The organism is Kordiimonas marina (assembly GCF_023006325.1).
Classification (GTDB): Bacteria; Pseudomonadota; Alphaproteobacteria; order Sphingomonadales; family Kordiimonadaceae; genus Kordiimonas; species Kordiimonas marina.
The window spans coordinates 316,608-339,890 of the sequence record NZ_JAINDF010000001.1 but is presented as its reverse complement, the minus strand read 5'-3'; the positions used below and the strand labels follow the sequence as shown (position 1 = coordinate 339,890).

The 23,283-nt window shown below is 61.7% G+C and carries 21 protein-coding genes; 10 read left to right on the top strand and 11 right to left on the bottom strand.

Translation table 11 applies throughout. The features are described from left to right. The first annotated feature begins 8 nt into the window (after positions 1 to 8). The 5 genes from ccoG (at position 9) to K6118_RS01545 (ending at position 5,170) form a co-directional block, all read left to right on the top strand. The gene (gene ccoG / locus K6118_RS01565) at positions 9 to 1,424 is read left to right on the top strand and encodes a cytochrome c oxidase accessory protein CcoG (protein WP_247118378.1); all 1,416 of its coding nucleotides are present in this window, start codon (positions 9 to 11) and stop codon (positions 1,422 to 1,424) included. Further along, complete coding sequence (locus K6118_RS01560; protein ID WP_247118377.1) at positions 1,421 to 1,918, top strand: FixH family protein; 498 nt, start codon at positions 1,421 to 1,423, stop codon at positions 1,916 to 1,918. The genes ccoG and K6118_RS01560 overlap by 4 nt, the downstream gene beginning before the upstream one ends. Beyond that, complete coding sequence (locus K6118_RS01555; RefSeq protein ID WP_247118376.1) at positions 1,864 to 4,218, top strand: heavy metal translocating P-type ATPase; 2,355 nt, start codon at positions 1,864 to 1,866, stop codon at positions 4,216 to 4,218. The genes K6118_RS01560 and K6118_RS01555 overlap by 55 nt, the downstream gene beginning before the upstream one ends. Further along, on the top strand, positions 4,218 to 4,442 hold the full coding sequence (gene ccoS / locus K6118_RS01550; protein ID WP_247118375.1) for a cbb3-type cytochrome oxidase assembly protein CcoS: 225 nt from the start codon (positions 4,218 to 4,220) through the stop codon (positions 4,440 to 4,442). The genes K6118_RS01555 and ccoS overlap by 1 nt, the downstream gene beginning before the upstream one ends. A 101-nt stretch (positions 4,443 to 4,543) precedes the next feature. Next, positions 4,544 to 5,170, top strand: a complete 627-nt coding sequence (locus K6118_RS01545) for an OmpW/AlkL family protein (RefSeq protein ID WP_247118374.1) — start codon at positions 4,544 to 4,546, stop codon at positions 5,168 to 5,170. Positions 5,171 to 5,303: 133 nt separating this feature from the next. Here the strand turns inward: K6118_RS01545 and hemN are convergent, their stop codons facing one another. Further along, positions 5,304 to 6,665, bottom strand: coding sequence for an oxygen-independent coproporphyrinogen III oxidase (gene hemN / locus K6118_RS01540; RefSeq protein ID WP_247118371.1), 1,362 nt, complete (start codon positions 6,663 to 6,665; stop codon positions 5,304 to 5,306). A gap of 141 nt (positions 6,666 to 6,806) precedes the next feature. On the opposite strand from hemN, the gene K6118_RS01535 reads away from it, so the two are divergent. Next, complete coding sequence (locus K6118_RS01535; RefSeq protein WP_247118370.1) at positions 6,807 to 7,181, top strand: hypothetical protein; 375 nt, start codon at positions 6,807 to 6,809, stop codon at positions 7,179 to 7,181. A 63-nt stretch (positions 7,182 to 7,244) separates the two neighbouring features. Here K6118_RS01535 and K6118_RS01530 read toward each other — a convergent pair whose 3' ends face one another. Beyond that, positions 7,245 to 7,994 carry a Crp/Fnr family transcriptional regulator gene (locus K6118_RS01530; protein ID WP_247118369.1) on the bottom strand — a complete coding sequence of 250 codons (750 nt, stop codon included), beginning with the start codon at positions 7,992 to 7,994 and terminating at the stop codon, positions 7,245 to 7,247. Between the two features lie 208 nt (positions 7,995 to 8,202). On the opposite strand from K6118_RS01530, the gene K6118_RS01525 reads away from it, so the two are divergent. The 3 genes from K6118_RS01525 to K6118_RS01515 are packed head-to-tail and all read left to right on the top strand — an operon-like array spanning position 8,203 to position 11,602. Then, entirely contained in the window at positions 8,203 to 9,651 is a 1,449-nt protein-coding gene (locus K6118_RS01525) for an efflux RND transporter periplasmic adaptor subunit (RefSeq protein ID WP_247118368.1), read from the top strand. Next, positions 9,648 to 10,373 (top strand): ABC transporter ATP-binding protein, encoded by a 726-nt coding sequence (locus K6118_RS01520; protein ID WP_247118367.1) that lies wholly within the window; start codon positions 9,648 to 9,650, stop codon positions 10,371 to 10,373. Before K6118_RS01525 ends, K6118_RS01520 begins: the two co-directional genes overlap by 4 nt. Next, a complete protein-coding gene (locus tag K6118_RS01515) occupies positions 10,370 to 11,602 on the top strand; it encodes an ABC transporter permease (protein ID WP_247118365.1) in 1,233 nt (410 codons plus the stop codon). Before K6118_RS01520 ends, K6118_RS01515 begins: the two co-directional genes overlap by 4 nt. A 4-nt stretch (positions 11,603 to 11,606) precedes the next feature. Here the strand turns inward: K6118_RS01515 and K6118_RS01510 are convergent, their stop codons facing one another. The 8 genes from K6118_RS01510 to K6118_RS01475 are packed head-to-tail and all read right to left on the bottom strand — an operon-like array spanning position 11,607 to position 21,778. Next, complete coding sequence (locus tag K6118_RS01510) at positions 11,607 to 13,292, bottom strand: AMP-dependent synthetase/ligase (protein ID WP_247118364.1); 1,686 nt, start codon at positions 13,290 to 13,292, stop codon at positions 11,607 to 11,609. Between the two features lie 31 nt (positions 13,293 to 13,323). Further along, positions 13,324 to 14,502: an acyl-CoA dehydrogenase family protein gene (locus tag K6118_RS01505; RefSeq protein WP_247118363.1), complete on the bottom strand. Its 1,179-nt coding sequence runs from the start codon at positions 14,500 to 14,502 to the stop codon at positions 13,324 to 13,326. Positions 14,503 to 14,515: 13 nt separating this feature from the next. Then, positions 14,516 to 15,385: a beta-keto acid cleavage family enzyme gene (locus K6118_RS01500; RefSeq protein ID WP_247118362.1), complete on the bottom strand. Its 870-nt coding sequence runs from the start codon at positions 15,383 to 15,385 to the stop codon at positions 14,516 to 14,518. After that, complete coding sequence (locus tag K6118_RS01495; RefSeq protein WP_247118361.1) at positions 15,382 to 17,304, bottom strand: acetyl/propionyl/methylcrotonyl-CoA carboxylase subunit alpha; 1,923 nt, start codon at positions 17,302 to 17,304, stop codon at positions 15,382 to 15,384. Before K6118_RS01495 ends, K6118_RS01500 begins: the two co-directional genes overlap by 4 nt. Next, positions 17,301 to 18,098 (bottom strand): enoyl-CoA hydratase/isomerase family protein, encoded by a 798-nt coding sequence (locus K6118_RS01490; RefSeq protein ID WP_247118360.1) that lies wholly within the window; start codon positions 18,096 to 18,098, stop codon positions 17,301 to 17,303. The genes K6118_RS01495 and K6118_RS01490 overlap by 4 nt, the downstream gene beginning before the upstream one ends. A gap of 10 nt (positions 18,099 to 18,108) precedes the next feature. Continuing rightward, entirely contained in the window at positions 18,109 to 19,257 is a 1,149-nt protein-coding gene (locus K6118_RS01485; protein ID WP_247118358.1) for an acyl-CoA dehydrogenase family protein, read from the bottom strand. A gap of 14 nt (positions 19,258 to 19,271) precedes the next feature. Then, positions 19,272 to 20,879 carry an acyl-CoA carboxylase subunit beta gene (locus K6118_RS01480; protein ID WP_247118357.1) on the bottom strand — a complete coding sequence of 536 codons (1,608 nt, stop codon included), beginning with the start codon at positions 20,877 to 20,879 and terminating at the stop codon, positions 19,272 to 19,274. Between the two features lie 2 nt (positions 20,880 to 20,881). Continuing rightward, a complete protein-coding gene (locus tag K6118_RS01475) occupies positions 20,882 to 21,778 on the bottom strand; it encodes an SDR family oxidoreductase (protein WP_247118356.1) in 897 nt (298 codons plus the stop codon). An 89-nt stretch (positions 21,779 to 21,867) separates the two neighbouring features. On the opposite strand from K6118_RS01475, the gene K6118_RS01470 reads away from it, so the two are divergent. Then, on the top strand, positions 21,868 to 22,479 hold the full coding sequence (locus K6118_RS01470) for a TetR/AcrR family transcriptional regulator (RefSeq protein WP_247118355.1): 612 nt from the start codon (positions 21,868 to 21,870) through the stop codon (positions 22,477 to 22,479). Here K6118_RS01470 and K6118_RS01465 read toward each other — a convergent pair. Beyond that, complete coding sequence (locus K6118_RS01465; protein ID WP_247118353.1) at positions 22,476 to 23,228, bottom strand: sulfite exporter TauE/SafE family protein; 753 nt, start codon at positions 23,226 to 23,228, stop codon at positions 22,476 to 22,478. The genes K6118_RS01470 and K6118_RS01465 overlap by 4 nt on opposite strands. Positions 23,229 to 23,283 lie beyond the last annotated feature (55 nt).

Here is a 23,283-nt window from a genome sequence, read left to right as displayed (position 1 = left end):
AAGAAAGTATGAGCGACGGTGCGGCTCCGATCCAATTCTTCGAAAAGAAGGAGCGTGTGTATCCCAAACGTGTTTGGGGTACATACCGCAAGCTGAAATGGGTGGCCATGATAACCCTTCTGGGTATCTATTATCTGGCTCCCTTCATCCGGTGGGACCGGGGACCGCACGCGCCGGATCAGGCTATCCTGATCGACATGCCGGCACGTCGCGCATACTTCTTCTTCATCGAGATCTGGCCGCAGGAGGTGTATTACCTCACCGGCATATTGATCCTTGCGGCGGTGGGGCTGTTCTTCGTGACCAGCCTCGCCGGTCGCGTCTGGTGCGGCTATGCCTGCCCGCAGACGGTCTGGACCGACCTGTTCGTCTGGGTCGAGCGGATCGTGCAGGGCGACCGCGCCAAGCGTCTGCGCCTCGCCAAGGGGCCCTGGACCTTTGAAAAACTCTGGAAGATGGCGGCAACACACGCCATCTGGATCGTGATCGGTCTTCTGACCGGCGGTGCCTGGGTCTTCTATTTCAATGATGCCCCGACGCTGCTTGACCAGATCGTGCACCTGGATGTGCCCATGTCTGTGCTCGGCTGGATCATTGCGCTCACGGGGTCGACCTACCTGATGGCCGGGTTCGCGCGTGAGCAGGTGTGCATGTATATGTGCCCCTATTCGCGCTTCCAGTCGGCGATGTTCGACAAGGACACGCTGATCATCGGCTATGACGATGTCCGCGGTGAACCGCGCGGCAAGCACAAGAAGGGCGAGACGTGGGAAGGCCGCGGCGACTGTGTCGACTGTACCGCGTGCGTTCAGGTTTGCCCGACCGGCATCGACATCCGGAACGGTTTGCAGATGGAATGTATCGCCTGCGGTCTGTGCGTTGATGCCTGTAACGAGATTATGGACAAAGTTGGTCGGCCTCGTGGCTTGATCCGCTATGACACCACCCACAATATCGAACAGCGGGCCAAAGGCCTGCCGCCCAAGCCGCATATCCTGCGGCCGCGGACCTTCTGGTACACCGCGATTATCTCGGTCGTCGGCTTGGCCATGCTGTATGGTCTGACCCACCGGGCGGATTTCGAGCTGCATGTCCTGCATGACCGCAACCCGCTTTATGTGACGCTGTCGGACGGCCATATCCGGAACGGCTATGACATCAAGATCCTGAACAAGACCCATTCTGACCAGCATTACGCCTTGTCGGTTGAGGGCCTGGAAGGTGCCAAAATCCGTATCGAAGCGGCGGGTGAGCCGAAGGCGGACAACCTGCCGGTGTTCGCGGACAGTGTCGGCCATTACCGCCTGTTCCTGACGGCGGAAAAACCGGGTGAAGGGCGCGTGAAAGTAATTTTCCGCCTCGTCGAGAAAAAAACCGGTAAGGTGGATGAATATTCCGGCCTATTCATGAGTGGCAACCAATGATTACCAGCGTTCAAGACGATACGGACATTCGCAAAAGCGACAAGCTCATCCCGTGGTATTTTGTCGCTTTCTTCCTGAGCTTCATTGTGGTCGACAGCATCTTTGCTTATGTTGCTGTCCATACCCATACCGGGGTCATCACGACCCACGCCTATCAGGAAGGCATTCACTATAACGCTGAGATCGCGGAGGCGGATGCCGAAGCGGCTCTTCATTGGCGCAGCAAAATGTCCTACGGCAAGGACGACATGCTGCACTTCTCCCTGAGGGACAAGGCCGGGAGCCCGATCGTCGGTGCCACGGTTTTGGCCTCCTTCATGCGGCCAACGACGGCCGGGCATGACTTTTCCCTCACCCTGAAGGATATGGGGCATGGGGAATATGAAGCACCGGTCAACTTCCCGCTCGCCGGTCTTTGGGACGCAAGGCTTTTTGTAACATGGCAGCAACACAAGTATCAGCATCACGAACGCATGGTTGTGAAACGGCACTAACCGAGGCCGGGACCTGCATCCAGTGTGGTGAGCCGACCCTCGACGGGGGTGACTTTTGCTGCGGCGGGTGTGAAGCAGCCTACAGTGCGCTCCACGAAGGGCGGAAAGATGCCGAGACCACAGGCGATGCCGCGTCAGGCATCGCCACGCTCGCAACCGTTCAGGAAGATGGCAGCTACCGGCTCGAAGTCGGGGTTGAAGGCATCCACTGCGCCTCCTGTATCCGCTTGATCGAAAATGCCCTCGCGGGCGAGGACGGCGTGACCGCCGCCCGCGTCAACATGACGACCGAGCGTCTTTCGCTCAGCTGGCAGGGGGACCGCGGCCGCGGCAATGCCTTGGCCGCCATCGTCACCAAGCTTGGCTATAAACTCCACCCGCTTGCCACCAGCGTCGACGCGGGCGAGAAAAATGAGCGTGAGCTTCTGAAGTCGATCGCCATCGCAGGCTTTGCCGCCGGTAACATCATGCTGCTTTCGGTCGGGGTCTGGACCTCGACCGCCCAGACGATGGGGGTCGCCACGCGGGACCTTCTGCATTGGGTGTCGGCGCTGATTGCGCTGCCGTCGATCGTCTATGCCGGTCGGCCTTTCTTCCGGTCGGCCTTCAGTGTCCTCAAGGAAGGCCACACCAATATGGATGTGCCGATCTCGCTAGCGATCCTTCTCGCGGCGGCGATGAGTCTCAGTGAAACCATGCGCCACGGTCAGCATGTCTATTTCGATAGTGCGACCATGCTTATGTTCTTCCTGCTGATCGGTCGCTACCTGGACGCGCGGGCCAAGGGCAAGGCGCGGGCGTCTGCCGCCAAGCTGCTGTCCCGCCTGGCCGGGTTTGCCACCGTGCGCGCGGGCGGCACTGTCCGCGAGGTGCCGGTCAAGGACCTGTCGGAAGGCATGGAAGTCATCGTCGGCATGGGCGAAAATATCCCGGCGGACGGCAGGGTCATCAAGGGCCAGTCGGCGGCAGATATGTCGCTGATCTCCGGCGAAACCCTGCCGGAGCCGATCATGCCGGGCGCCAACGTTTTCGCCGGTACGCTCAACCTGTCGGCGCCGATCGAGCTTGTCGTCACTAAGGCGAGCGAGAAAAGCCTGCTCAGTGAAATCGTCCGTCTGCTGGAAACCGCCGAACAGGCCGGGGCGAAATATGTCCGCCTCGCCGACCGGGCGGCCCGGCTTTATACGCCGGTCGTCCATGCCATGGGCGCGCTCACCTTCCTCGGCTGGTGGCTGGCCATGCAGGCGCCGTGGCAGATGTCGCTGATGCATGCGGTGACAGTGCTGATCATCACTTGCCCCTGTGCGCTCGGCCTTGCGGTTCCTGTTGTGCAGGTGCTGGCAAGCGGCCGCCTGATGAAGGGCGGGGTGCTGATCAAATCCGGCGACGCGCTTGAGCGGCTGGCCGAAATCGACACGGTCGTGTTCGACAAGACCGGCACGCTGACTGTTGGCAAGCCCGCGCTTGTCGCCGGTGATTATGATGACGACAGTTTCGCGCTGGCCGCTGCGCTGGCCGCGCACAGCAAACACCCGCTGTCTAAAGCCCTGACCGCAGCGTTTGAAGGTGCCTTCCAGCCGCTTGATGTGACCGAACATCCGGGCCGTGGGCTTGAAGCCACTTTGGACGGCGTGTCCGTTCAGCTTGGCAGCCGTGCCTGGTGCGGCCCGTCGGATGCGCCGGAAAATGGCGCCGATACGCACCTGGAACTGTGGCTCGCCAAGGATGGTGTGCCCGCCGCGCGGTTCGCTTTCGCCGATGCGCTCCGGGACGATGCCGCCACTATAGTGGCGCGCTTGCAAAAACGCGGGCTTGAGGTCCGGCTTTTGTCCGGCGACCGGGCCGACGTGGTGAAGGAAACTGCGAAATTGGCGGGGATCACTGCCTATGAGGCCGGGGTCACGCCAGTCGAAAAATGCGCCTACCTTGAAAAACTGGCAGGGGACGGTGCGAAAATTCTGATGGTGGGCGACGGCCTTAACGATGCGCCGGCCTTGGCGGCCGCGCATGTTTCCATGTCGCCATCGAGCGCCATCGATATCACCCAGAATACGGCGGATATCGTTTTCCAGGGGGACCATCTGCAGCCGGTTCTGGAAACATTGATCGTTTCCCGCATCTCCGGGCGGCTGGTAAAACAGAATTTCGCGCTCGCGATCCTCTATAATGTCTGCGCGATCCCGATGGCGGTACTGGGCTATGTCACGCCGATGATTGCGGCGGCAGCCATGTCCGGCTCGTCGCTTGTTGTAATTTTGAATGCGTTCCGGCTTACCCTGACGCGGAAAGGCAAAGCCTGATGGGAATCCTAGTTTACCTTATTCCAATTGCCCTTAGCCTGGGTCTGTTGGGTCTGATCGGCTTTTTGTGGACCATGCGCAACAACCAATATGAGGATTTGGACGGCGCGGCATGGCGCATTTTGTTCGATGATGACGAGGGCGATTTGCCGCAGCAATATGGCCCAAAAAATGCATCCGAAAAAGCATCAGAAACTACCCTGGAAAAAGACCCTAAAAAATAACGCATCTTTTTGAAAACATTTGAAGAATTGATTTTCATCAAGGCCTGATCCTCTCCGATTTGTTACCTCTCTCTCAGACGTAACTTAAGAGGATAAAAAAGATGCGCTCCCTATCGATTTTGAAGGTAATGACCTGCACGGCTGCCCTTCTGACCGCGAGTGGTGTTGCTCATGCGGAGGATAAAAGCCCCTGGATGGTTCGCGTACGCGCCATCGACGTAGTTCCCCATGAATCCAGTACGGTTTCGATCGGTGGTCAGGCCCTTGTGGGTGACTCCATTGTTCCGGAACTGGACATCAGTTATTTCTGGACCGAAAACATCGCGACCGAGCTGATCCTGGCGACCACCAAACACAATGTGTTTGCGACCAACACCGCCCTTGGTGATCTCGGCCTCGGCCACGTTTGGCTGCTGCCGCCGACCCTGACGATGCAGTATCATTTTGCGCCAGACGCTTCCTTCCGTCCCTATATCGGTGCAGGGATCAACTATACGATCTTCTACAGCGAAACCCCGGGCGATGTGAACTCGATCTCCTACAAGAACAAGTTCGGCTGGGCCCTTCAGGCCGGTGTTGATATTCCGGTCAATGATGACTGGTCCTTCAACATTGACGCCAAGAAACTGTTCCTGAGCACGGATGTCAGCATCAATAGCGGTGCGGTTACCGCCAATGTCGACATTAACCCTTGGATCCTGGGCGTGGGCTTCGGCTACCGCTTCTAAGGGTCTGTTTTAAGGGGGAAATCCCGCTCCGGCGACAAGTCGGGGCGGGGTTTTTTCTTTGTCTGCGGTGGATGGAAAAAAGAAAATGCCGGGCAAAGTGCCCGGCATTTGTTTTGGAGGATGAGAGGCTCGGTCAGGCGACCTGCGCGTGACGGCCTTCGGTCGGGTTCAGATATTTATCGAACGCGGCGGCAACCAGGCGGACAGCCTGGCGGGCCTCATGGTCGACCATGATGCGGCCGTCATCGGACACAGTGACCAGGCCGTCGGTCACCAGCGGCTTGAGCCGGTTCAGCGCATGGGAGAAATACTCAGACGACAGCGCATGTTTCTCGATGAAATCGAGCAGGTTGATTTCGAAATAGCACATTAGCTCTTCGATGATCGCGCGGCGGAGTTTGTCGTCCTCGGTGAGCGCCTTGCCCTTGCAGGTGGCGGCATGCCCGGCTTCAACCGCCGCCATATAGGCGCGCTGGTCAGGGGTGTTTTGGGCATAGCCTTGGGGCAGGGCACTGATGGCCGAAGCCCCGAACCCGATCAGGGCATCGGCCGGGTCGACCGTATAACCCTGGAAATTGCGGTGCAGCTTGTGGTCACGGTAGGCTTCCGCCATGCTGTCGCGCGGGCTGACGAAATGGTCGAGCCCCACGGCCACATACCCGCGGCGTTTCAGCTGTTCGCTGGCGGCCTCAAACTGCTTGAGCCGGGCGGCCCCGTCCGGCAGGGCGTCTTCGTCGATCAGCCGCATATGCTTCTTCATCCAGGGCACATGGGCATAGCCGAACAGCGCGATGCGGTCCGGTGCCAGCGCCGTGGCGAAATCGACATTCTCCCGCATCATGGCCTCTGTCTGGTGCGGCAGGCCATACAGCAAATCCATGCTGATCGCTTTGATGCCATAGTCGCGTAAGAGGCGGACGGTGTCGTATATCACGTGGAAGGGCTGGCGGCGGTTGACGGCTTCCTGCACTTCTTCATGAAAGTCCTGGACCCCCAGGCTCGCGCGGTTGACTCCGGCGAGGGCAAAGGCAGCCACCTTGGGCTCGCTGACCTCGCGCGGGTCCAGTTCAACGGCAATCTCGGCACCCTCGCGGACATCGAACTTGTCGCGCAGGGTTGCCATCAGGCGGCTGAAATCTTCGGGCTTCAGATAGCTCGGCGACCCACCGCCAAAATGAATGTGGCTGACAGGCTGTTTGCGCCCGGTCCAACCGGCTGTCTGCTCAATTTCTGCAATCAGCGTTTCAAGATATTTGCCGACCGGCTCATAGCGCCGTGTCGCGCGGGTGTTGCAGCCGCAATACCAGCACATCTGACGGCAGAAGGGGATATGAATATAAAGGGAGACAGACGTGTCGGCTTCAAGCGCCCGCACCCACCCTTCAAAGGTCTCAGCCTCCACATCGGCCGTGAAATGCGGCGCTGTCGGATAGCTGGTGTAGCGAGGAACTTGCTGGTTATGCCTCAGCAGGATGTCTGCCTTATTTTCGGTCACGGCGGTACTCTCCGGGTCTAACTGTTCAACGTATTCTGAATACTGGAAGGAAGGCGAGGGGGATTTGACGGAAGTCAACAACCTTGACTACCAAGTATGAAATAGTGTTTGAAAGTTCAGCTTTCCCGTTCAGGAGTGACCATGTCAGAGCTTGCAAAAGAAGAGTCTTACGATGAGCTGATGCGTCAGTATCTGGAGCTCTGCAATAAGGCGCTGGAGGCCAATAAAGACCGTTTCCCTTATGGCCCTATCTGGAAGGCCGCAGAAGAAGCCATGGCCGGGAATGAAGTTGAGTTCGCCCTCGTCGACGATGCACCGAAAGCGCGGATGGCAGTTTCGATGAAGGACACAAAGATCAACTTCCATGAATGCAATTGCGATTGCCATGGTGAGGTGCCGATCCGCCGGATCAGCGCCGACTATATCCGTAAGATGCTGGAAGACCCTGAAAAGGTGATTGAGGACCCGTCGCTGTTGGACTGGGACTGGCTCAAGACATCCGTGCCGAGCGCCTGAAGCAGACGGCGGGTAATAAAAAGCTCCTCATAAAGAGGAGCTCTCAAGAAGATGAGAAAGCCCTTAGTGGCTGTGGTGCGTATCCTCGCACGGGAATTCGTTCGAGCAGGCGCTGCAGGCGAATCTGGACATGGTGTCCAGGTTCGGGATGATGACGTTCGATCCCTCGACCTTGATGTTGGTTTCGTCCCGGAGCTTGTTGAGCGCACGCGAGAAGGTTTCGGACTTCATGCCGAGCCGGGCGGCGATCAGCGATTTGTCATACGGCAGCTTGAGTTCGATCGGCTGCGGCATGTCGATGTGACATAGGCGGAGAAGGAAACACCCGATCCGCTGCGATGCGTTCTGGAGCGTCAGGCTCTCGATCTCACGAGTCTGGCGACGCCGGTGATCGGAAAGCGTATGCAGCATGGCCAGTGCCATCCGGTTGTTTTCAGTCACCGAACGTTTGAGCATGGCAGCCGGCAAGCGGAGCAGGGTGGATTTTTCCACCACCATGGCCCCGAACGAATGTTGGCCATTCTCCAGAATGGCGGTTTCGCCGAACGATTGGCCGTAGGTGAGGATGTCGATCACAGCCTCATGGCCGTCCATGGTTTCGCGGAAGAGTTTAACCCAGCCGGAAACAACGACATAGAACCACTCAGCCTCATCATCCTGTAAGAACAGAATGTTGCCTTTGGTGTGCTCCTGCAATTGGCCGGCCTGAGCAAACATCTCGACCGTCTGATCATCGATTCCCGCAAAAAGTGCATGGCGTGCCAACAGGGAATAAGCTGTCTGCCGTTCTTGCGGCTTGGCCACTGTCTGCATCTTTCTCACATCCCTTGCTCGTTTTACGGGATCGCCAGTATAGCGATCTTTGAAAATATACGCCACAGTAAAGCGACTGATTATCTCCATGATAATGTGACACTTTGGCGCGGAAGCAACACAATTAATTGCTGAGACATCAAAGTCGCGTAGGATTCTGGCAATATCATTCGTAACAATAGATACAACAGCAGATGGCGGGTTAAGCATGAAACAAAGGCGTATGGGCCGCGTGGCCATTATATTGGGTGTTCTGGCCGTTGGTGCCGCAGTCTGGTGGTATGGGTCCGGCACGGGGGATACCACCCGCAAAGCGGACGGCGCCTATGTTACGAAAGCGGTGGATAGAGGCTCGATCCGGCGGATGGTGTCGGCAAGCGGGTCGGTGCGTCCGCTGGTGACCGTGGAGATCGGTTCCCAGCTTTCCGGGCAGATTGCCGAACTCAAGGCCGACTATAACGACGAGGTCAAGAAGGGCCAGCTTTTGGCGCGAATCGACCCGCAAACCTTCCAGACCAAGGTCACCCAGGCGAAAGCCGAACTGTCGGTCGCCAAAGCCGGGGTCGATATCCAGAAAGCCGCCATTGCCCGCACGAAAGCCAATCTCAAGGAAGCGGAGCGCACATACCGGCGCCAGAAGGATTTGAGGACGCAGGGGAACGTATCCGAAAGTGCACTCGACTCTGCCGAAACCACGGTGGAAACCGCGAAGGCCGATGTCATGTCTGCCGAAGCGCAGCTGAGGAATGCCCAGGCGACAGTTACCCAGCGCCAGGCGGCGCTTGCCCAGGCTGAAATCGACCTTGAGCGCACGGAAATCCGCTCGTCGATCAATGGCACGGTGATCGCGCGTCAGGTTGACCTCGGCCAGACCGTGGCAGCCAGCCTGCAGGCGCCGACCCTGTTTGAAATCGCGCAGGACCTGTCCGAAATTCAGGTGGAAGCCGACGTGGATGAGGCCGATATCGGGTCCGTCAAACCCGGAGATCGGGTCGAATTCACCGTCGATGCCTACGATGGCCGGACCTTCCGGGGAACGGTGGAGCAGGTGCGCCTGGCGCCCACCGAACAGTCGAACGTTGTCACCTATACCGTGGTGATCTCGGCCAAGAACCCAGGGCGAATTCTACTTCCCGGCATGACGGCCAATGTCGATATTGTCACGGGCGAAAAAAGTGACGTGCTGCGCGTGCCGAATGATGCGTTCCGGTTCCGTCCGAAAGACGCCGTGTCTACGCTTACAAACAACAATAGTGCTGTTGCGGGTCGCTTGCATCTGTTGGCCACCACCTTGAAGATGAGCAGGGATCAGCAGGCGGCGCTTGAAGCCAAGCTCAAGGCGCTTCGGTCGTCCCAGCCCTCCATGAGCGCAGATATGGACACGCGGGACCGGGTTGTCATGCGTGAAAAACTCAAGGCCGGGTTCGAAAAGGCGCTGAAGGATATACTGACCGCGGGTCAATGGGCGCAGTATGAAGCGCAGACGGCGGAGCATGCCAATATCCGTCATGCTGCTGTCTGGACCCTGACGGCCGATGGCAAACTCCAGCAGGTCGCCGTCGGGCTTGGCCTGTCGGATGAGGACCATACAGAGCTGGTGTACGGTCTCAAGGCGGGTGACAAAGTCGTCATTCGTGAAGAAAGAGCTGGCAAATGACCGAGCGTCCCCAAGGGCGGTCCCCGGTCATCGAGGCCAAGGGCCTCTGCCGCCACTACCAGCAAGGCAGTGAGCTGATCCGCGCGCTTGACGGTGTCGATGTCACCATCTGTGAAGGCGAATTCGTCGCGGTGATGGGGGCGTCGGGCTCCGGCAAGTCCACCTTCATGAATATGTGTGGCGCGCTCGACCATCCGACCGCGGGCAACATCAAGGTGGCGGGGCAGGAATTGGCGGAGATGGACAATGACGCGCTGGCGGACTTGCGCAACCGCTATGTCGGCTTCGTCTTTCAGCAGTTCAACCTTTTGCCGCGCACCAGCGCGCTCAACAATGTCATGTTGCCGCTTCGCTACCGGCGCGGGCTCCCGGCGGATGCTGAGGCGCGCTGTATGCATGCGCTCGAACAGGTGGACCTTGCCGACCGCGCCAGCCACCACCCCAACGAGCTTTCCGGCGGGCAGCAGCAGCGTGTCGCCATCGCGCGTGCACTGGTGAATGATCCGAAGCTCATTCTGGCGGATGAGCCCACAGGCGCGCTCGACAGCCGCACGACGGTCGATGTGATGAAGCTATTTCAGCGGCTCAACGAAGGCGGCATGACCATTGTGGTCGTCACCCATGAAAACGAGGTGGCGGGCTATGCGCACCGCAACCTGTTTTTCCGCGATGGCAAGATTGTGGAGGATACGGGCGACCGTGCGGGGAGGGCTGCATCATGACTGTCCTTGAGACTATGAAGATCGCACTTGAGGCCCTGAAGCTCAATGCCCTCAGGACTGCGCTGGCCATGCTCGGCATCGTCATCGGCGTCGCGTCGGTGATCGCGATGGCGTCGATCTCCGCTGGTGCCTCGAAACAGATTGAGGACCATATCACCAACCTGGGCAGCAACCTTCTGTTCGCGCGCCCAGGCTCCACCATGATCGGCGGGCGCCAGGGCGGTTCGGGCTCTAGCCTGCCGTTTAGGGAAAGCGACGTGGCGGCGATCCGGCAGTCGATCCCCGAGGTGGCGGCCATCACCGGCAACAACCGCACCGGGGCCGCTGTCATCTATGGCAACAAGAACTGGCAGACCAGCATCCAGGGCGTCGACGCCGCCTTCCATGAGGTGCGCAACTGGCATGTGAGCGAGGGACGCGGCCTGGCGGATGAAGACGTTCGGCGGAAGGCCAAGGTCGCCGTGATCGGCCAGACCGTGGCGCGCGAGCTGTTCGGCGAAACCCCGCCCATCGGCCAGCGCATCCGCATCAAGGCCGTGCCCTTCACCGTGATCGGCATCCTCGAGAAAAAGGGCCAGTCCGGCATGGGCAACGACCAGGATGACACCATCCTCGTGCCCATTTCCACCGCACGCGCCCGGCTCGCCCGCGGCAGCAGCCCGGTGCCGGACCCGGTCGACTTCATGATGATCTCGGTCGCCGACGGTGCTGACATGGGCGCCGTGCAGTCGGAAATCGAGGATCTCCTGATGAAGCGGCGCCACATCCGGCCCGGCGAACAGGCGGACTTTGACGTGCGCAACATGGCGGAATTCATCGCGACCCGTACGGCGACGCAGGCGACGCTTGGCTTGCTTCTGGCTGCCGCGGCGGCGATCTCCCTCATCGTCGGCGGCATCGGCATCATGAATATCATGCTCGTTTCGGTAACGGAACGAACAAGGGAAATTGGTCTCCGGATGGCCGTCGGCGCGCGCGAACGAGACATTCTGATCCAGTTCCTGGTGGAAGCGATGACGCTGTGCCTGATCGGCGGCATCATCGGGCTGACTATCGGTGGTATCGGCGCCGCAATGTTCGCCCGCCTCGGCCACTGGCCGGTGCTTCTGGACCCGGTGTTCGTGGCCGTCGGCCTTGTGGGCTCGGGCGCGGTTGGCCTGTTCTTCGGCTATTACCCCGCGCGCCGGGCGTCACGCCTCAACCCGATCGAAGCGCTCCGCTACGAATAGGCCTTCAAAGCCCCGTGTGTCTGAAATGAAGGTCGTGGCCGCTGCCGATATAGCTGGCCGCGTCCTCTATCTCCGCCCCGAAGCGGTCCAGGATGCGGTCGCGGCGGATTTTCATCGTGTGGGTCAGCACGCCATTCTCAATGGTCCAGGGCTCGGCGGCCAGGATCACCGCGCCGATCTGGGCATGGTGCTCCTGTTCGGCGTTGATGTCGGCAATCAGCTGCCGCATGTCGGCTTCGAAGGCTTTGGGGGGCAGGGCCTGCCCATGCGGGCTCGCGACGATCAGCAGCACCGGCTGTGGGAGGCCATGGCCGACGATCACTGCCTGTTCGATCAGGTCCGATTGCAGGAACTGGGTTTCGATCGGTCCCGGCGCGACATATTTGCCCTTGGCGGTCTTGAAGGTTTCCTTCACCCGGCCTTTGAGGGTGACATAGCCGTCCTCGTCAATCTCCGCCCGGTCGCCGGTATAGACCCAGCCGTCCCGAAAGGTTTCCGCCGTCTTGTCCGGCGCCTTATAGTAGCCGAGGCTGCAGCCGGGCCCACGGGCGATCAGTTCGCCCTCATCGGTGATCCGCACCTCAATCCCGGCAGACGGCCTGCCGACCGAGCCGCGTTTCTCGCAGCCCTTGGGTGTGGTGGTGATGGGCAAAATCTCGGTCTGGCCGTAGCCGTCGAGGAATTCGAGGCCGAACAGGTTGAACCATTCCTTGATGACCGGCGGGGTCGGCGCGCTGGTGGAAACCAGTTGCCGCACGCTGCCGAAGCCGAGCTTTTCGCGGATACCAGCGGCCACCAGCTCGGCATTCTCGCCGGTCAGCATGGCCTTGAGCGCGGCGGCATCGCCCCCGACACCCGCGAGCACGCCTTGCACCAGCTTCTCCCATATCCGGGGCACGCCGAAAAAATAGTCGGATTTTGCGGCGCGCAGGTCGTCTGTGAAGCTCTCCAGCCCTTCATTGAAGGTGATGACCCCGCCTGAGGCCAGGCAGTGCAGCTCGATGATCAGCCGTTCGGCCAGGTGCGCAAGCGGCAGGTAGGAGAAGAAGCGCCAGCCTTCTTCCGTATCGGAATTCACGGTCAGGCCATAGGTGGCTTCGGCCAGCGTCTGCAGCGAATGCATCACACCCTTGGGCTTGCCGGTGGTGCCGGAGGTGAAGATCACGGTGGCGGGTTCATTCCGGTCCGGCATGTTTGGTATCGGCAGGCCTTTGCCTTCCTGAACCAGCGCATCCCACGTCACATTGCCTTCGCTTTCCGGCACGCCGGGCAGGGTGACGATGGTGACATGGTCGGGCACCATCGGTTTCACGAGTTCCCAGTTGGTGGCCTCGCCGAGGAACAAAAGTTCGGTGTCGGAGAAATCCAGCACATAGCGGAAGGTATCCGGCCGCATGGTGGTGAAGACCGGCACGGTCATGTGGCCTGACCGCAAGATGGCGAGGTCCGCGAGGATCCAGTGTGCCCGGTTGCGGCTCAGGAGCGCGGCCTTGCGGCCTGTGCCGGGCAGGCGGTGGGCGAGGGCGGCGGCGACCGCCTCGATCTCGGCCTTGGCTTCGGCCCAGGTGATCGGCTGTTCTTCGCCGCCCTTCAGGTCAACCAGCCAGGGCTCATCGGGTTTCACCGTGGCCCAGTGGTTCAGATTATCCAGTGCCGTCTTCAGCTCCATCCCGTCGTCTCCCCGTGCCATGGCGTCCCTTCCCCGTCAGCCCTTCAGTAATTCAGCCTTTTAAAAGCTCTTGGGCAATGATGCCCTGCCGCACCTGGTTGGTGCCAGCGCCGATCTCCAAAATCTTGCCGCTGCGGTAGAGCCGGTTGACCTCGGTCTCGCGCATGAAGCCCATGCCGCCGTGGATCTGCACCGCATTATCCAGCACCCGCATGATCGCCCGTCCGGCATAGAGCGCGTTCATCGCCGTGCGCAGGTGCACCGGGCCACGGCCGCCGCCGCCGCGCTCAAGCTCATTGAGTTCCTTCAGCATCTGATAACTGGTGGCGCGCAGGGTTTCGATGTCGGTATACATGTCGGCGATCATGCCCTGCACCAGCTGGAACTGGCCGATGGATTTGCCGAACTGCTTGCGGTCCCGCGCATAGTCGAGCGACAGGTCTAGGGCCCGCTGCGCCATGCCGATCGAGGACGAGCACAGAAGCGTGCGTTCGATATTGAGGCCGCTCATCACCACGGCGACCCCGGCGTTTTCGCCGCCCACGAGGTTTTCTGCGGGTACCCGGCAGTCCTCGAACACCAGTTCGCCCGTCGGGCTGCCGCGCCAGCCCATTTTGTCCAGCTTCTGCGCGACCGAGAAACCTTCAAATTCCTTCTCGACGATGAAGGCGGAGATGCCGTGGGCGCCCGCTTCCGGGTTGGTCTTGGCGTAGATCAAGAGGATGTCCGCCACCGGGCCGTTGGTGATGAACATCTTACGGCCGTTCAGAATATATTCATCGCCCACGCGCTTGGCCGTCGTCGCCATGGAGCCGAGCGCGTCCGAGCCCGCGCCGGGTTCGGTGAGGCCGAGCGCGCCGATGGCTCCCTCGACGAAGCGGGGAAGGTACTTGGCCTTCTGCGCCTCATTGGCGTTGCGGACGATATTGTTGATGCACAGGTTCTCGCTCGCGCCCCAGCTCGCCGAAAAGGCATGGTTCCAATAGGTCAGCGCTTCGGCGATCAAGGCCTGCGAGATGAAATCAAGCCCCGCGCCACCATACTGTTCCGGGATGGTGACACCCAGAAGCCCAACTTCGCGCATCGCCTGATAGGCGTCCGCCGGGAACCAGTCGTCATCGTCCATTTTGGGCACAAGCGGGTAAAGCTTGTCTTCGGCGTAGCGGAACGCCATGTCGAACAGGCTCTGGTGCTCGTCCGAGAAGCCGAAATTCTTGAGGATGGGCTGCATGGTCCGTCTCCCTTCAGCTCCAGGCCATCTTGGCGATCATGGTGCGGGTTTCCTCGGGGCTCGTGACCTCCCGCCCGGCATTGCGCGCGCAGCGGGCAAGCGCCGCGATCATCGGTCCGTTGGACGTCGCCTTGTCGCCGCTTGGCAGGTAGAAACAGTCCTCCAGCCCCGTGCGCAGGTTGCCGCCCAGCTCGGCGACGCGCTGGTGCACGGGCCATACATTCTGGCGGCCGATCAGCGTGGCCTGCCACGGGCTGTCCGGGTGTTTGTACTTGATCAGAAGCGGCAACAGGTCGGCGTCACACGGCATGCCGGAGGCGACGCCCATAACGAAATTATAGTCGGCGTGGCCGACCATGCCGTTTTCGAGATACAGCCCGACCGAACGCACGATGCCGACATCGAAACATTCGAATTCGGGGATGATGTCATTCGCTTTCATGACCGCCAGCATTTCTGCGACCTTCTCGACCGGATTGTCGAACACCATCGGCGGCCAGGCCCAGCTGCCATCCTTGCGGGTCTTGAGGTAATTGAGGCTGCCCGCGTTCATCGCCGCCATCTCCGGCTTGTTGAAGGCGAGATACTTCAGCACTTCCGTTTGGTCACGCCCCACAACGCCGGTGGTCATGTTGATCACCACACCGGGGCAGGCCGCGCGGATGGCATCGTTGATCTCGTGGGCGAGCGCACCGTCCCAGCTCGGCAGGTGGCCTTTGCCGGGTGTCTGCTGCCGGTAGTGGCAGTGCATGATGGTGGCACCCTCGTCGTAGGCCGCCTTGGCTTCTGCCGCCATCTGTTCGGGGGTCACGGGCACATGGTGCTGTGTCGGGTCCGTCAGCACGCCGGTCAGCGCGCAGGTGAGGATGGCTTTATCGCTCATTGGGGGGCTCCGTTGGTTGGGGTGATGGTGGCAAGCGGTTGGCGGCCCTTGACCTGCTGGCCGACCGCGACGGTCAGGCCGTCAAGCGTGCCGTCGATGTCCGCGCGCACCTGATGTTCCATTTTCATGGCTTCGATGACGACGATCAGGTCACCGGCCTTGACTGCGCTTCCAGCCTCAGCGGCGACAGCGACCACCTGGCCGTCCATCGGTGCGGTCAGGTGGCCAGTGCCGACCTTCGACTGTTTTTCCGGGGCTGCCAGCGTGACATCGCGGGCGGTGACGTGGCCGTTGGGCGTGTCCAGATAGACCGTGTCGCCCTTGATGGCGGTGTGCTTGAAGTCTCGCGGGCCGAAGCTGAAATGCCAATCGCCTGCCGCCACGTCGATGGTCCAGTCCCCGCAGTCGCGGGTGTGGGTGAGGGTCAGCGCATGACGGTCCTCGCCGATCTCCATCGTGCGCCGCTCCGGCACATGGTGGACCGTGCGCCAGCCTGCGAGGCTCTGGTGCCTGAAAGTGCTGAGTGCCCTATGAAGCAGGGCGGCGGCCGCAAGGGTGGCCTCGGCGGCGCCCGGCGCAGGAGGCGTATACTCATCGCTGTCCAGCGTATTGGTACGGTGCGTAGCGCCTGCGAAGGCTTCCCCCGCCAGAATATGGTTCAGGTAAGCCTTGTTGGTGGTAACCCCCGCGACCGTGCTGGCCGACAGCATGGCGCTGAGCTTCTGCAAGGCTTCGTCCCGGGTCCCGCCATGGGCGACCAGCTTCGCCAGCATCGGGTCATAGAAGGGGCTGACGACATCACCCGTGACCACACCGCTGTCCACACGTCCGACCTCGGTGAAGCTGAGCCGGGCCAGCGTGCCTGTCTGCGGCATGAAAGCGTTCGCCGGGTCTTCGGCATAAAGCCGCGCCTCGATGGCGTGGCCGGTGAAGGTGACGTCGGCCTGCCCGAACGCCAGCTTCTCACCCGCCGCGATGCGCAGCTGTTCGGCGACGAGGTCGAGGCCGGTGATGGCCTCGGTGACCGGGTGCTCCACCTGCAGCCGGGTGTTCATTTCGAGGAAATAGAAACCGCCGTCTTCATCGACGAGGAATTCGACCGTGCCCGCGCCTTCGTATCCGACGGCTTTTGCGAGCGATACGGCTGCCTGATGCAGGCCGTCACGCGTGGCCTGGCTGATGGTGGCGCACGGCGCTTCTTCCAGCACCTTCTGGTGCCGCCTTTGGGCCGAGCAGTCGCGTTCCCCCAAATGCAGCACAGTGCCGTGCCGGTCGGCGAGGATTTGCACCTCCACATGGCGCGCGGGCGCGATCACACGTTCGAGCATGATGTCGGTATTGCCGAAAGCCGAGCCTGCCTCACGTCGGGCTGCGGCGAGGGCAGTGTCAAAGTCCGCAAGCGCATTCACACGCCTGAGCCCCCGGCCGCCGCCCCCCGCAGTCGCCTTGATCATCAGCGGGAAGCCGAGCTTTCCGGCCTCTGCCTTCAGGTTTTCATCGCTCCGGTCCGCGCCGTCATAGCCGGGCACGCAGGGCACTTTGGCGTCCTTGGCGATCAGCCGCGCCTCGCGCTTGTCGCCCATCTTGGCGATAACGTCGGCCGAGGGCCCGACGAAGGTGAGGCCAGCGTCCGCGACGGCCTCCGCGAAGGCAGCGTTTTCGGACAGGAAGCCGTAGCCGGGGTGAATGGCGTCAGCGCCGCTCGCACGCGCGGCTTCGATGACCTTTTCGATATTGAGGTAGGACTGTGCCGCCGGGGCCGGGCCGATGGGGACGGCTTTGTCCGCCAGTGTCACATGCTGGGCGTGCCGGTCTGCGTCCGAATAGACGGCGACGGTCTCAACGCCCATCGCGCGCGCGGTGCGGATGATGCGGCAGGCGATCTCACCGCGGTTGGCGATCAGGAGGCGCTGGATCATGGCGTGTCCTCCCTCGCCCACGCGGGCGGGCGCTTCTCGCGGAAAGCTGTGGTGCCCTCATAGCCTTCAGGCCCGGTGAGTGCTTCGGTGAAGAGCTCTGCAGCATGGTCGAGCGCCCGTGCGGTTACGCCGGGGCTCAGCTCCATCAGCAGCTGCTTGGTCACACGGTTCGCGCCGGGCGCGGCTTTCTTCAGTTGCTGGAGCGTGGCGGCAAGCCGGGCTTCCACCGCTTCCGTGTCAGCCTCGACATGGTGAACGAGACCGAGCGTGTGGGCGTCGCGCCCGTCGATCATCGCCCCGGTGAGCGCCAGCCTGCGCGTAGCGGTGAGGCCTATGCGTGCGAGCACGAAGGGCGCGATCTGCGCCGGGATCAGGCCGACCGTTACCTCGGGCATGCCGAAGCGGCAGGTCTCGGATGCAATCGCGACATCGGCGACACAGGCGAGGCCGAAGCCACCCCCGAGCGCCGCCCCTTCCAGAACCGCGATCAGCACTTTCGGAAAGGCCTGTGCCACCTCCAGCATTTCGCCGAAGCGGCGGTTGCCCTTGGTGATGGCGGCCTTGCTGTCCGTGCCCATGCCCTTGAGGTCACCGCCTGCGGAGAAAGTACCGCCCGCGCCCCGAAGGACGAGCGCGCGGATGCCGTCATCCGCCGCCGCACTTTCAAACGCCGCAATCAGGCCGTCGACCATGGCCGCGTTCATGGCGTTTTTGACCTGGGGGCGGTTGAGCGTCACATGCAGGACGCTGCCTTGCTGTTCGGTCAGGACAGGATTTTCGGTGCTTTCGCTCACGCCCGGCTCCTTACTTTTTATCCAGGCCCATCAGGCGGGTGAGGATACGGAGCATGGTCTCATCCGAGCCGCCGCCGATGCTGGCGAGGCGGCTGTCGCGGTAGGAGCGCGCAACCGGGCTGTCCCACATGAAGCCCATGCCGCCCCAATATTGCAGGCAGGAGTCCGAAACCTCGCGCGACAGGCGTCCGGCCTTCAGCTTGGCCATGGAGGCGAGCCTGAGGACATCGATGCCGTTGATATATTGCTCGGTCGCCTGCCAGATGAGCGCGCGCAGGGCCTCAACCTCGGTCGCCAGCTCGGCCAGCCTATATTGCACCACCTGGTTATCGAGCACACTGCCGCCGAAAATCTGGCGCTCGCGGGTATAGTCGATGGTTGCCTGGATCGTGCTTTCCATGCCCTTGGGGCCGAGCATGGCGGCGCACAGGCGTTCCTCCTGGAACTGCATCATCTGCATCCGGAAGCCGTCGCCCTCGCGGCCGATCAGGTAGCGCTGCGGCACGCGGACATTGTCGAAGAAAATCTGCGCAGTGTCGGAGGACCGCATCCCAAGCTTGTTGAGCCGCTCGGAGAAACTGATGCCCTTGGTTTTGGTCGGCACCACGATCAGCGACTTGTTCTTATGCGAGGGCGCGTCCCCGGTATTGGCAAGGAGGCACAGGAAATCGGCCTGGGTGGAGTTGGTGATCCACATCTTGGTGCCGTTGATGACATAGTCGTCACCGTCCCTGACCGCGTTGGTCTTGATCGCCGCCACGTCCGAGCCTGCATGGGGTTCGGAAACCGCGATCGAACAGACCATGTCACCCGCGATGGCCGGGGTGAGGAATTCCTCGCGCAGCTCATCCGAGCCGAAGCGCGCGAGCGCGGGCGTCGCCATGTTGGTCTGCACGCTGATGCCCATGGGCACGCCGCCGCAGTTGATGCCGCCCAGTTCTTCGGCCAGCACCATCTCGTAGCTATAATCGAGCCCCAGCCCGCCATAGGCTTCCGGTTTGGAAATACCGAGAAGGCCGAGGTTGCCCATCTTCTTGAAAAGCTCATGCGCCGGGAAAATGCCCGCCTTCTCCCACTCATCCACATACGGGTTGACCTCTTCCTCGACGAAGCGGGCGACGGTGCGGCGGAGTTCATTATGCTGGTCGGTAAAAATCATGGGGCTGTCCTTTGTCAGAAGCGGGCGACGCCGAAAGTGTTGGGGCGGGTTTCGCGGCTGTCCGCGTCCCGGCAGATGTCTAGTAGATAAGCAAGCACGCGGCGGGTGTCGCGCGGGTCGATGATGCCGTCATCCCACAGCCGCGCGGTGCCATAGAGGGCGGTGGAGCAGGCGTCCATCTGGTGCGCGGTGGCGGCTTCCATTTTCTCAAGCGCGGCCATGTCGGGCTCCAGCCCCTGGCGCTTGGCTTTTTCCATGCCGACGATTTTGAGCACCATCCCGGCCTGCGCGCCGCCCATGACGGCGGTTTTCACGTTGGGCCAGGAGAAGACGAAGCGCGGGTCGACGCCCCTACCGCACATGGCATAGTTGCCCGCGCCGTAGCTGCCGCCGATATGGATGGAAATCCTGGGCACGCGGGCGTTGGTGACGGCCTGGATCAGCTTGGAGCCGTGCTTGACCACCCCGTCCGCTTCCGACTGCTTGCCGACCATGAAGCCGGTGGTGTTGTGGAGGAACAGGAGCGGAATGCCCGCCTGGTCACACAGCTGTACGAACTGCGCGGCTTTGGTCGCGCCCTTGGGCGTGATCGGGCCATTGTTGCCGATGATGCCGATGGTGTGGCCCTCGATGGAAGCGTGGCCGCAGACCGTCTGGTTATCGTAATCATTCTTGAAGTCGAGAAAGTCGGAGCCGTCACACACGCGAGCGATCACTTCGCGCACGTCATAGGGCGTTTTGGCTTCCGCGGGTACGATACCGATCAGCTCATCAGGGCTGTAAAGCGGCAATTCGAACGATCGTTCGGGAATGGCCTGTCCCGGCCAGGGCAGGCGCGCCATGATCTCACGCGCGTAGCGGATACCGTCGGCGTCATCTTCGGCCAGATACTCCGCCGTGCCGGTGACTTCGGCGTGCAGTTCGGCGCCGCCGAGTTCCTCATCGTTGGCGATTTCCCCGGTCGCGGCCTTTAGAAGCGGCGGCCCGGCGAGGAAGACCTTGGAGCGCCCGCGCACCATGATGACATAGTCACTGAGTCCCGGCTGGTAGGCGCCGCCTGCGGTGGAACTGCCGTGGACCACGGTGATCTGTGGGATACCAGCGGCTGAAAGCCGTGCTTGGTTCGCGAACCCGCGCGCGCCTTCGACGAACATGTCGGAGACATGGTTGAGGTTGGCGCCGCCGCCTTCCATCAGCCCGACCACCGGCAGCTTGTTTTCAAGCGCGATATTCTGGAGCCGGAGCGATTTCCAAAGCCCGGACGGTGCGACCGTGCCGCCCTTCACCGCGCTGTTCGAAACGATGACCAGGCAGCGCTTGCCGCCGACATAGCCGATCCCGGCGATGGAACCACCGGCGCCGGAGCCGTCCTTGTCGTCATACATTTTATAGCCCGCGAGCGAAGCAAGCTCGAGGAAGGGCGTGCCAGGGTCGAGGACCAGCGCGAGCCGTTCCTTGGGAAGCAACTTGCCGCGCTTCTCGAAAAGCGGCCGGGCTTTCTCCTGCGCGGCTGCCTTCAGGGCCTCGATGCCCGCAATCTCATCCAGCTCCGCCTGCATGGCGGCGGCGTTCGCCTGGAACGCGTCGCTTGCGGTATCAATCAGGCTTTCAAGCGCAGGCATGGTCAGTCCTTCTCCCCGAGCGTTCTGAGCGCGCGCGGCGGCACATAGCGGTGGAAGCCCTGATAGCTTTCGCTGTTCTTCGCGCCCTGCGGCGGGAAGAAGGGGCTGAACAGGCTGCCGCCACCATCCACGCGCAGGCTGGCGCCCGAGATGAAGCTGGCGCCCTCGCTCATCAGGAAGACGATGGCGCTGGATATTTCCGCCTCGGTGGCGATGCGGCCAAGGGGGACGAAATTCTTGAGCTGCGGCAGGATCGCCTGCACGCCCGGATCGGTGTAGGTATCGAAGCCGGAGGACGCGACCCAACCGGGCGCGATGCTGTTCACGCGCACGCCGAAGCGGCCCCATTCGACCGCCGCGGTCTTGGTGAAATTGTCACAGGCCGCGCGCGCGGCACCCGAATGGCCCATGGTTGGCATCCCGCGCCAGAAGTCGGCAGTGATGTTGACGATGGCGCCGCCGGTGTCCTTCATCGATTGGTTCACAAGCTCGCGGCTCATGTTGAAAGCGCCGACGACGTTGGATTTGAGCACCGTCTCAAAGCCGTTGGTGGAGATTTTCTCGAGAGGGGAAGGGAACTGGCCACCCGCGTTATTGACGAGCCCGCGAACCGGGCCGTCCTTCAGCATGTCACTGATCGCCGTCCTGACCGCCTCTTCCTCCCGGATGTCGAAGGCATGGAAGCTGACGCTGCCGCCGTCCTCGGCGATCTCCGCCGCTGTGGCTTCCAGCTTCTCCACCTTGCGGCCGGTGATGATGACATGCGCGCCAAGGCTGGCGAGCTCATGCGCGGTGCAGCGCCCGATGCCGCTGCCGCCGCCTGTCACGATAATACGCTCACCCGCGAACAGGTCGTCGCGGAAGACGGATCGGTATCCGCCTTTTGCTTCTGTCGGCATGACGTGCCTTCCCTTAATCATTCCCATTAACATTAAAAACAAGCAAGCGCTTGGTTGTCAACCGGGAAGGGATGGGATAGGGTCACACCATGAGCAAGCCGCAGAAAAAGACCGATGCCATCCCCGCGCCCATAGGGGCGATAAGCCCTGCAAAGGCACGGATTCTCACGGCTGCCATCGATCTTTTTTACGAAAAAGGCTATGAGCGCACGACCGTGCGTGACATCGCGGACAAGGCCGGAATCCTGTCCGGCAGCCTGTTCCACCACTTCAAATCGAAGCAGGATATCCTCTATACCGCCATGGCGATGACGACTCAGGCTATGGGCGAGGGCGCCTTGAAGGCGGTGGAGGGTATCACGGACCCGGTCGCGCAGCTGAAGGCGCTGGTGCTGGTGGAGCTCGCCTCCATCCACCGGAAGGATGGCCACGCGGCCTATGTGCTGGTGGATGAATGGCGCAGCCTCGACCCCGAACATCGGGAAGCCGTGCTCGCGCTCCGGGACAACAGCTATGAACGCTGCTGGACCGAGGCGCTGGAGGGCTGCGCCAAGAAAGGGCTTCTCAAGAACACGCCCAGCCTCGCACGCCAGCTTATCCGCGGGAGCCTCGCCTGGACGCGCAACTGGTACCGTAAGGGTGGCCCGCTGACGCTCGAAGCCCTCGCCGACGAAGTGGTCGGCACTTTCCTCACACTTTAAAGAAGCGCACTTGCGCTGACGCTCAGGCCAACCGCGAATAGCGCGGTGATGGCGATCTTGCGGTAGCTGTCGCCGCCATAGCGCGCGAACAGGACCGCGCCCGCTTTATCCCCCATCAGCATCATCGGCAGGGCGAGGCCAAACAGGCTGAGCACATGCAGGTCGATCACCCCGTGGGCGGCATAGCCGAGGGTGGCGAAGCTGGAGGAAAACAGGAAGAAGCCCATCAGGAAAGCGCGGCTGACGGCCGGTTTGTGGAACGCGGCCATGGCATAAACGATGACCGGGGGGCCCGGGATCGCCAGCGCACCGTTGAGGAGGCCGGAGCTGAGCCCGGCGCCCCAGGCGGTCGGCCCGCCCGGTTTGCGGTCCTTGGGGTGGAAGCGGCTGAGCACCACGCAGGCCGCCATTACCGAAAGGCCGATCGCCAGCTTGAAGGTGGCGGGGTCGATGCTGACCAGCACATAGATGCCGATGAGGGTGCCGACGGCGGACAACGCGATCATGCTGCCCATGGTGCGCCACGGTATCTCCCGCGCGTAGGAGCGCAGGGTCAGGAGCGAAACGCTGAGGAGCAAGAGGGTCGCGATCGGGACCGTTGTGGTCGGCAGCAGGAACTGGCTGAGAACCGGCACGGCGGCCAGCGAAAAGCCGAAGCCCGTGAAGGAGCGGAGGGCGGCCGCCCCGAAAATGGTCACGGCCATGCCAATTATGGCCCAGATATTCAGGTCACCGAAAATGTCAGCCATGGATGTTCCCTGCTGCTTGTCTGTTACTCGAAACTATGCGTTACCGCGCTGGCGG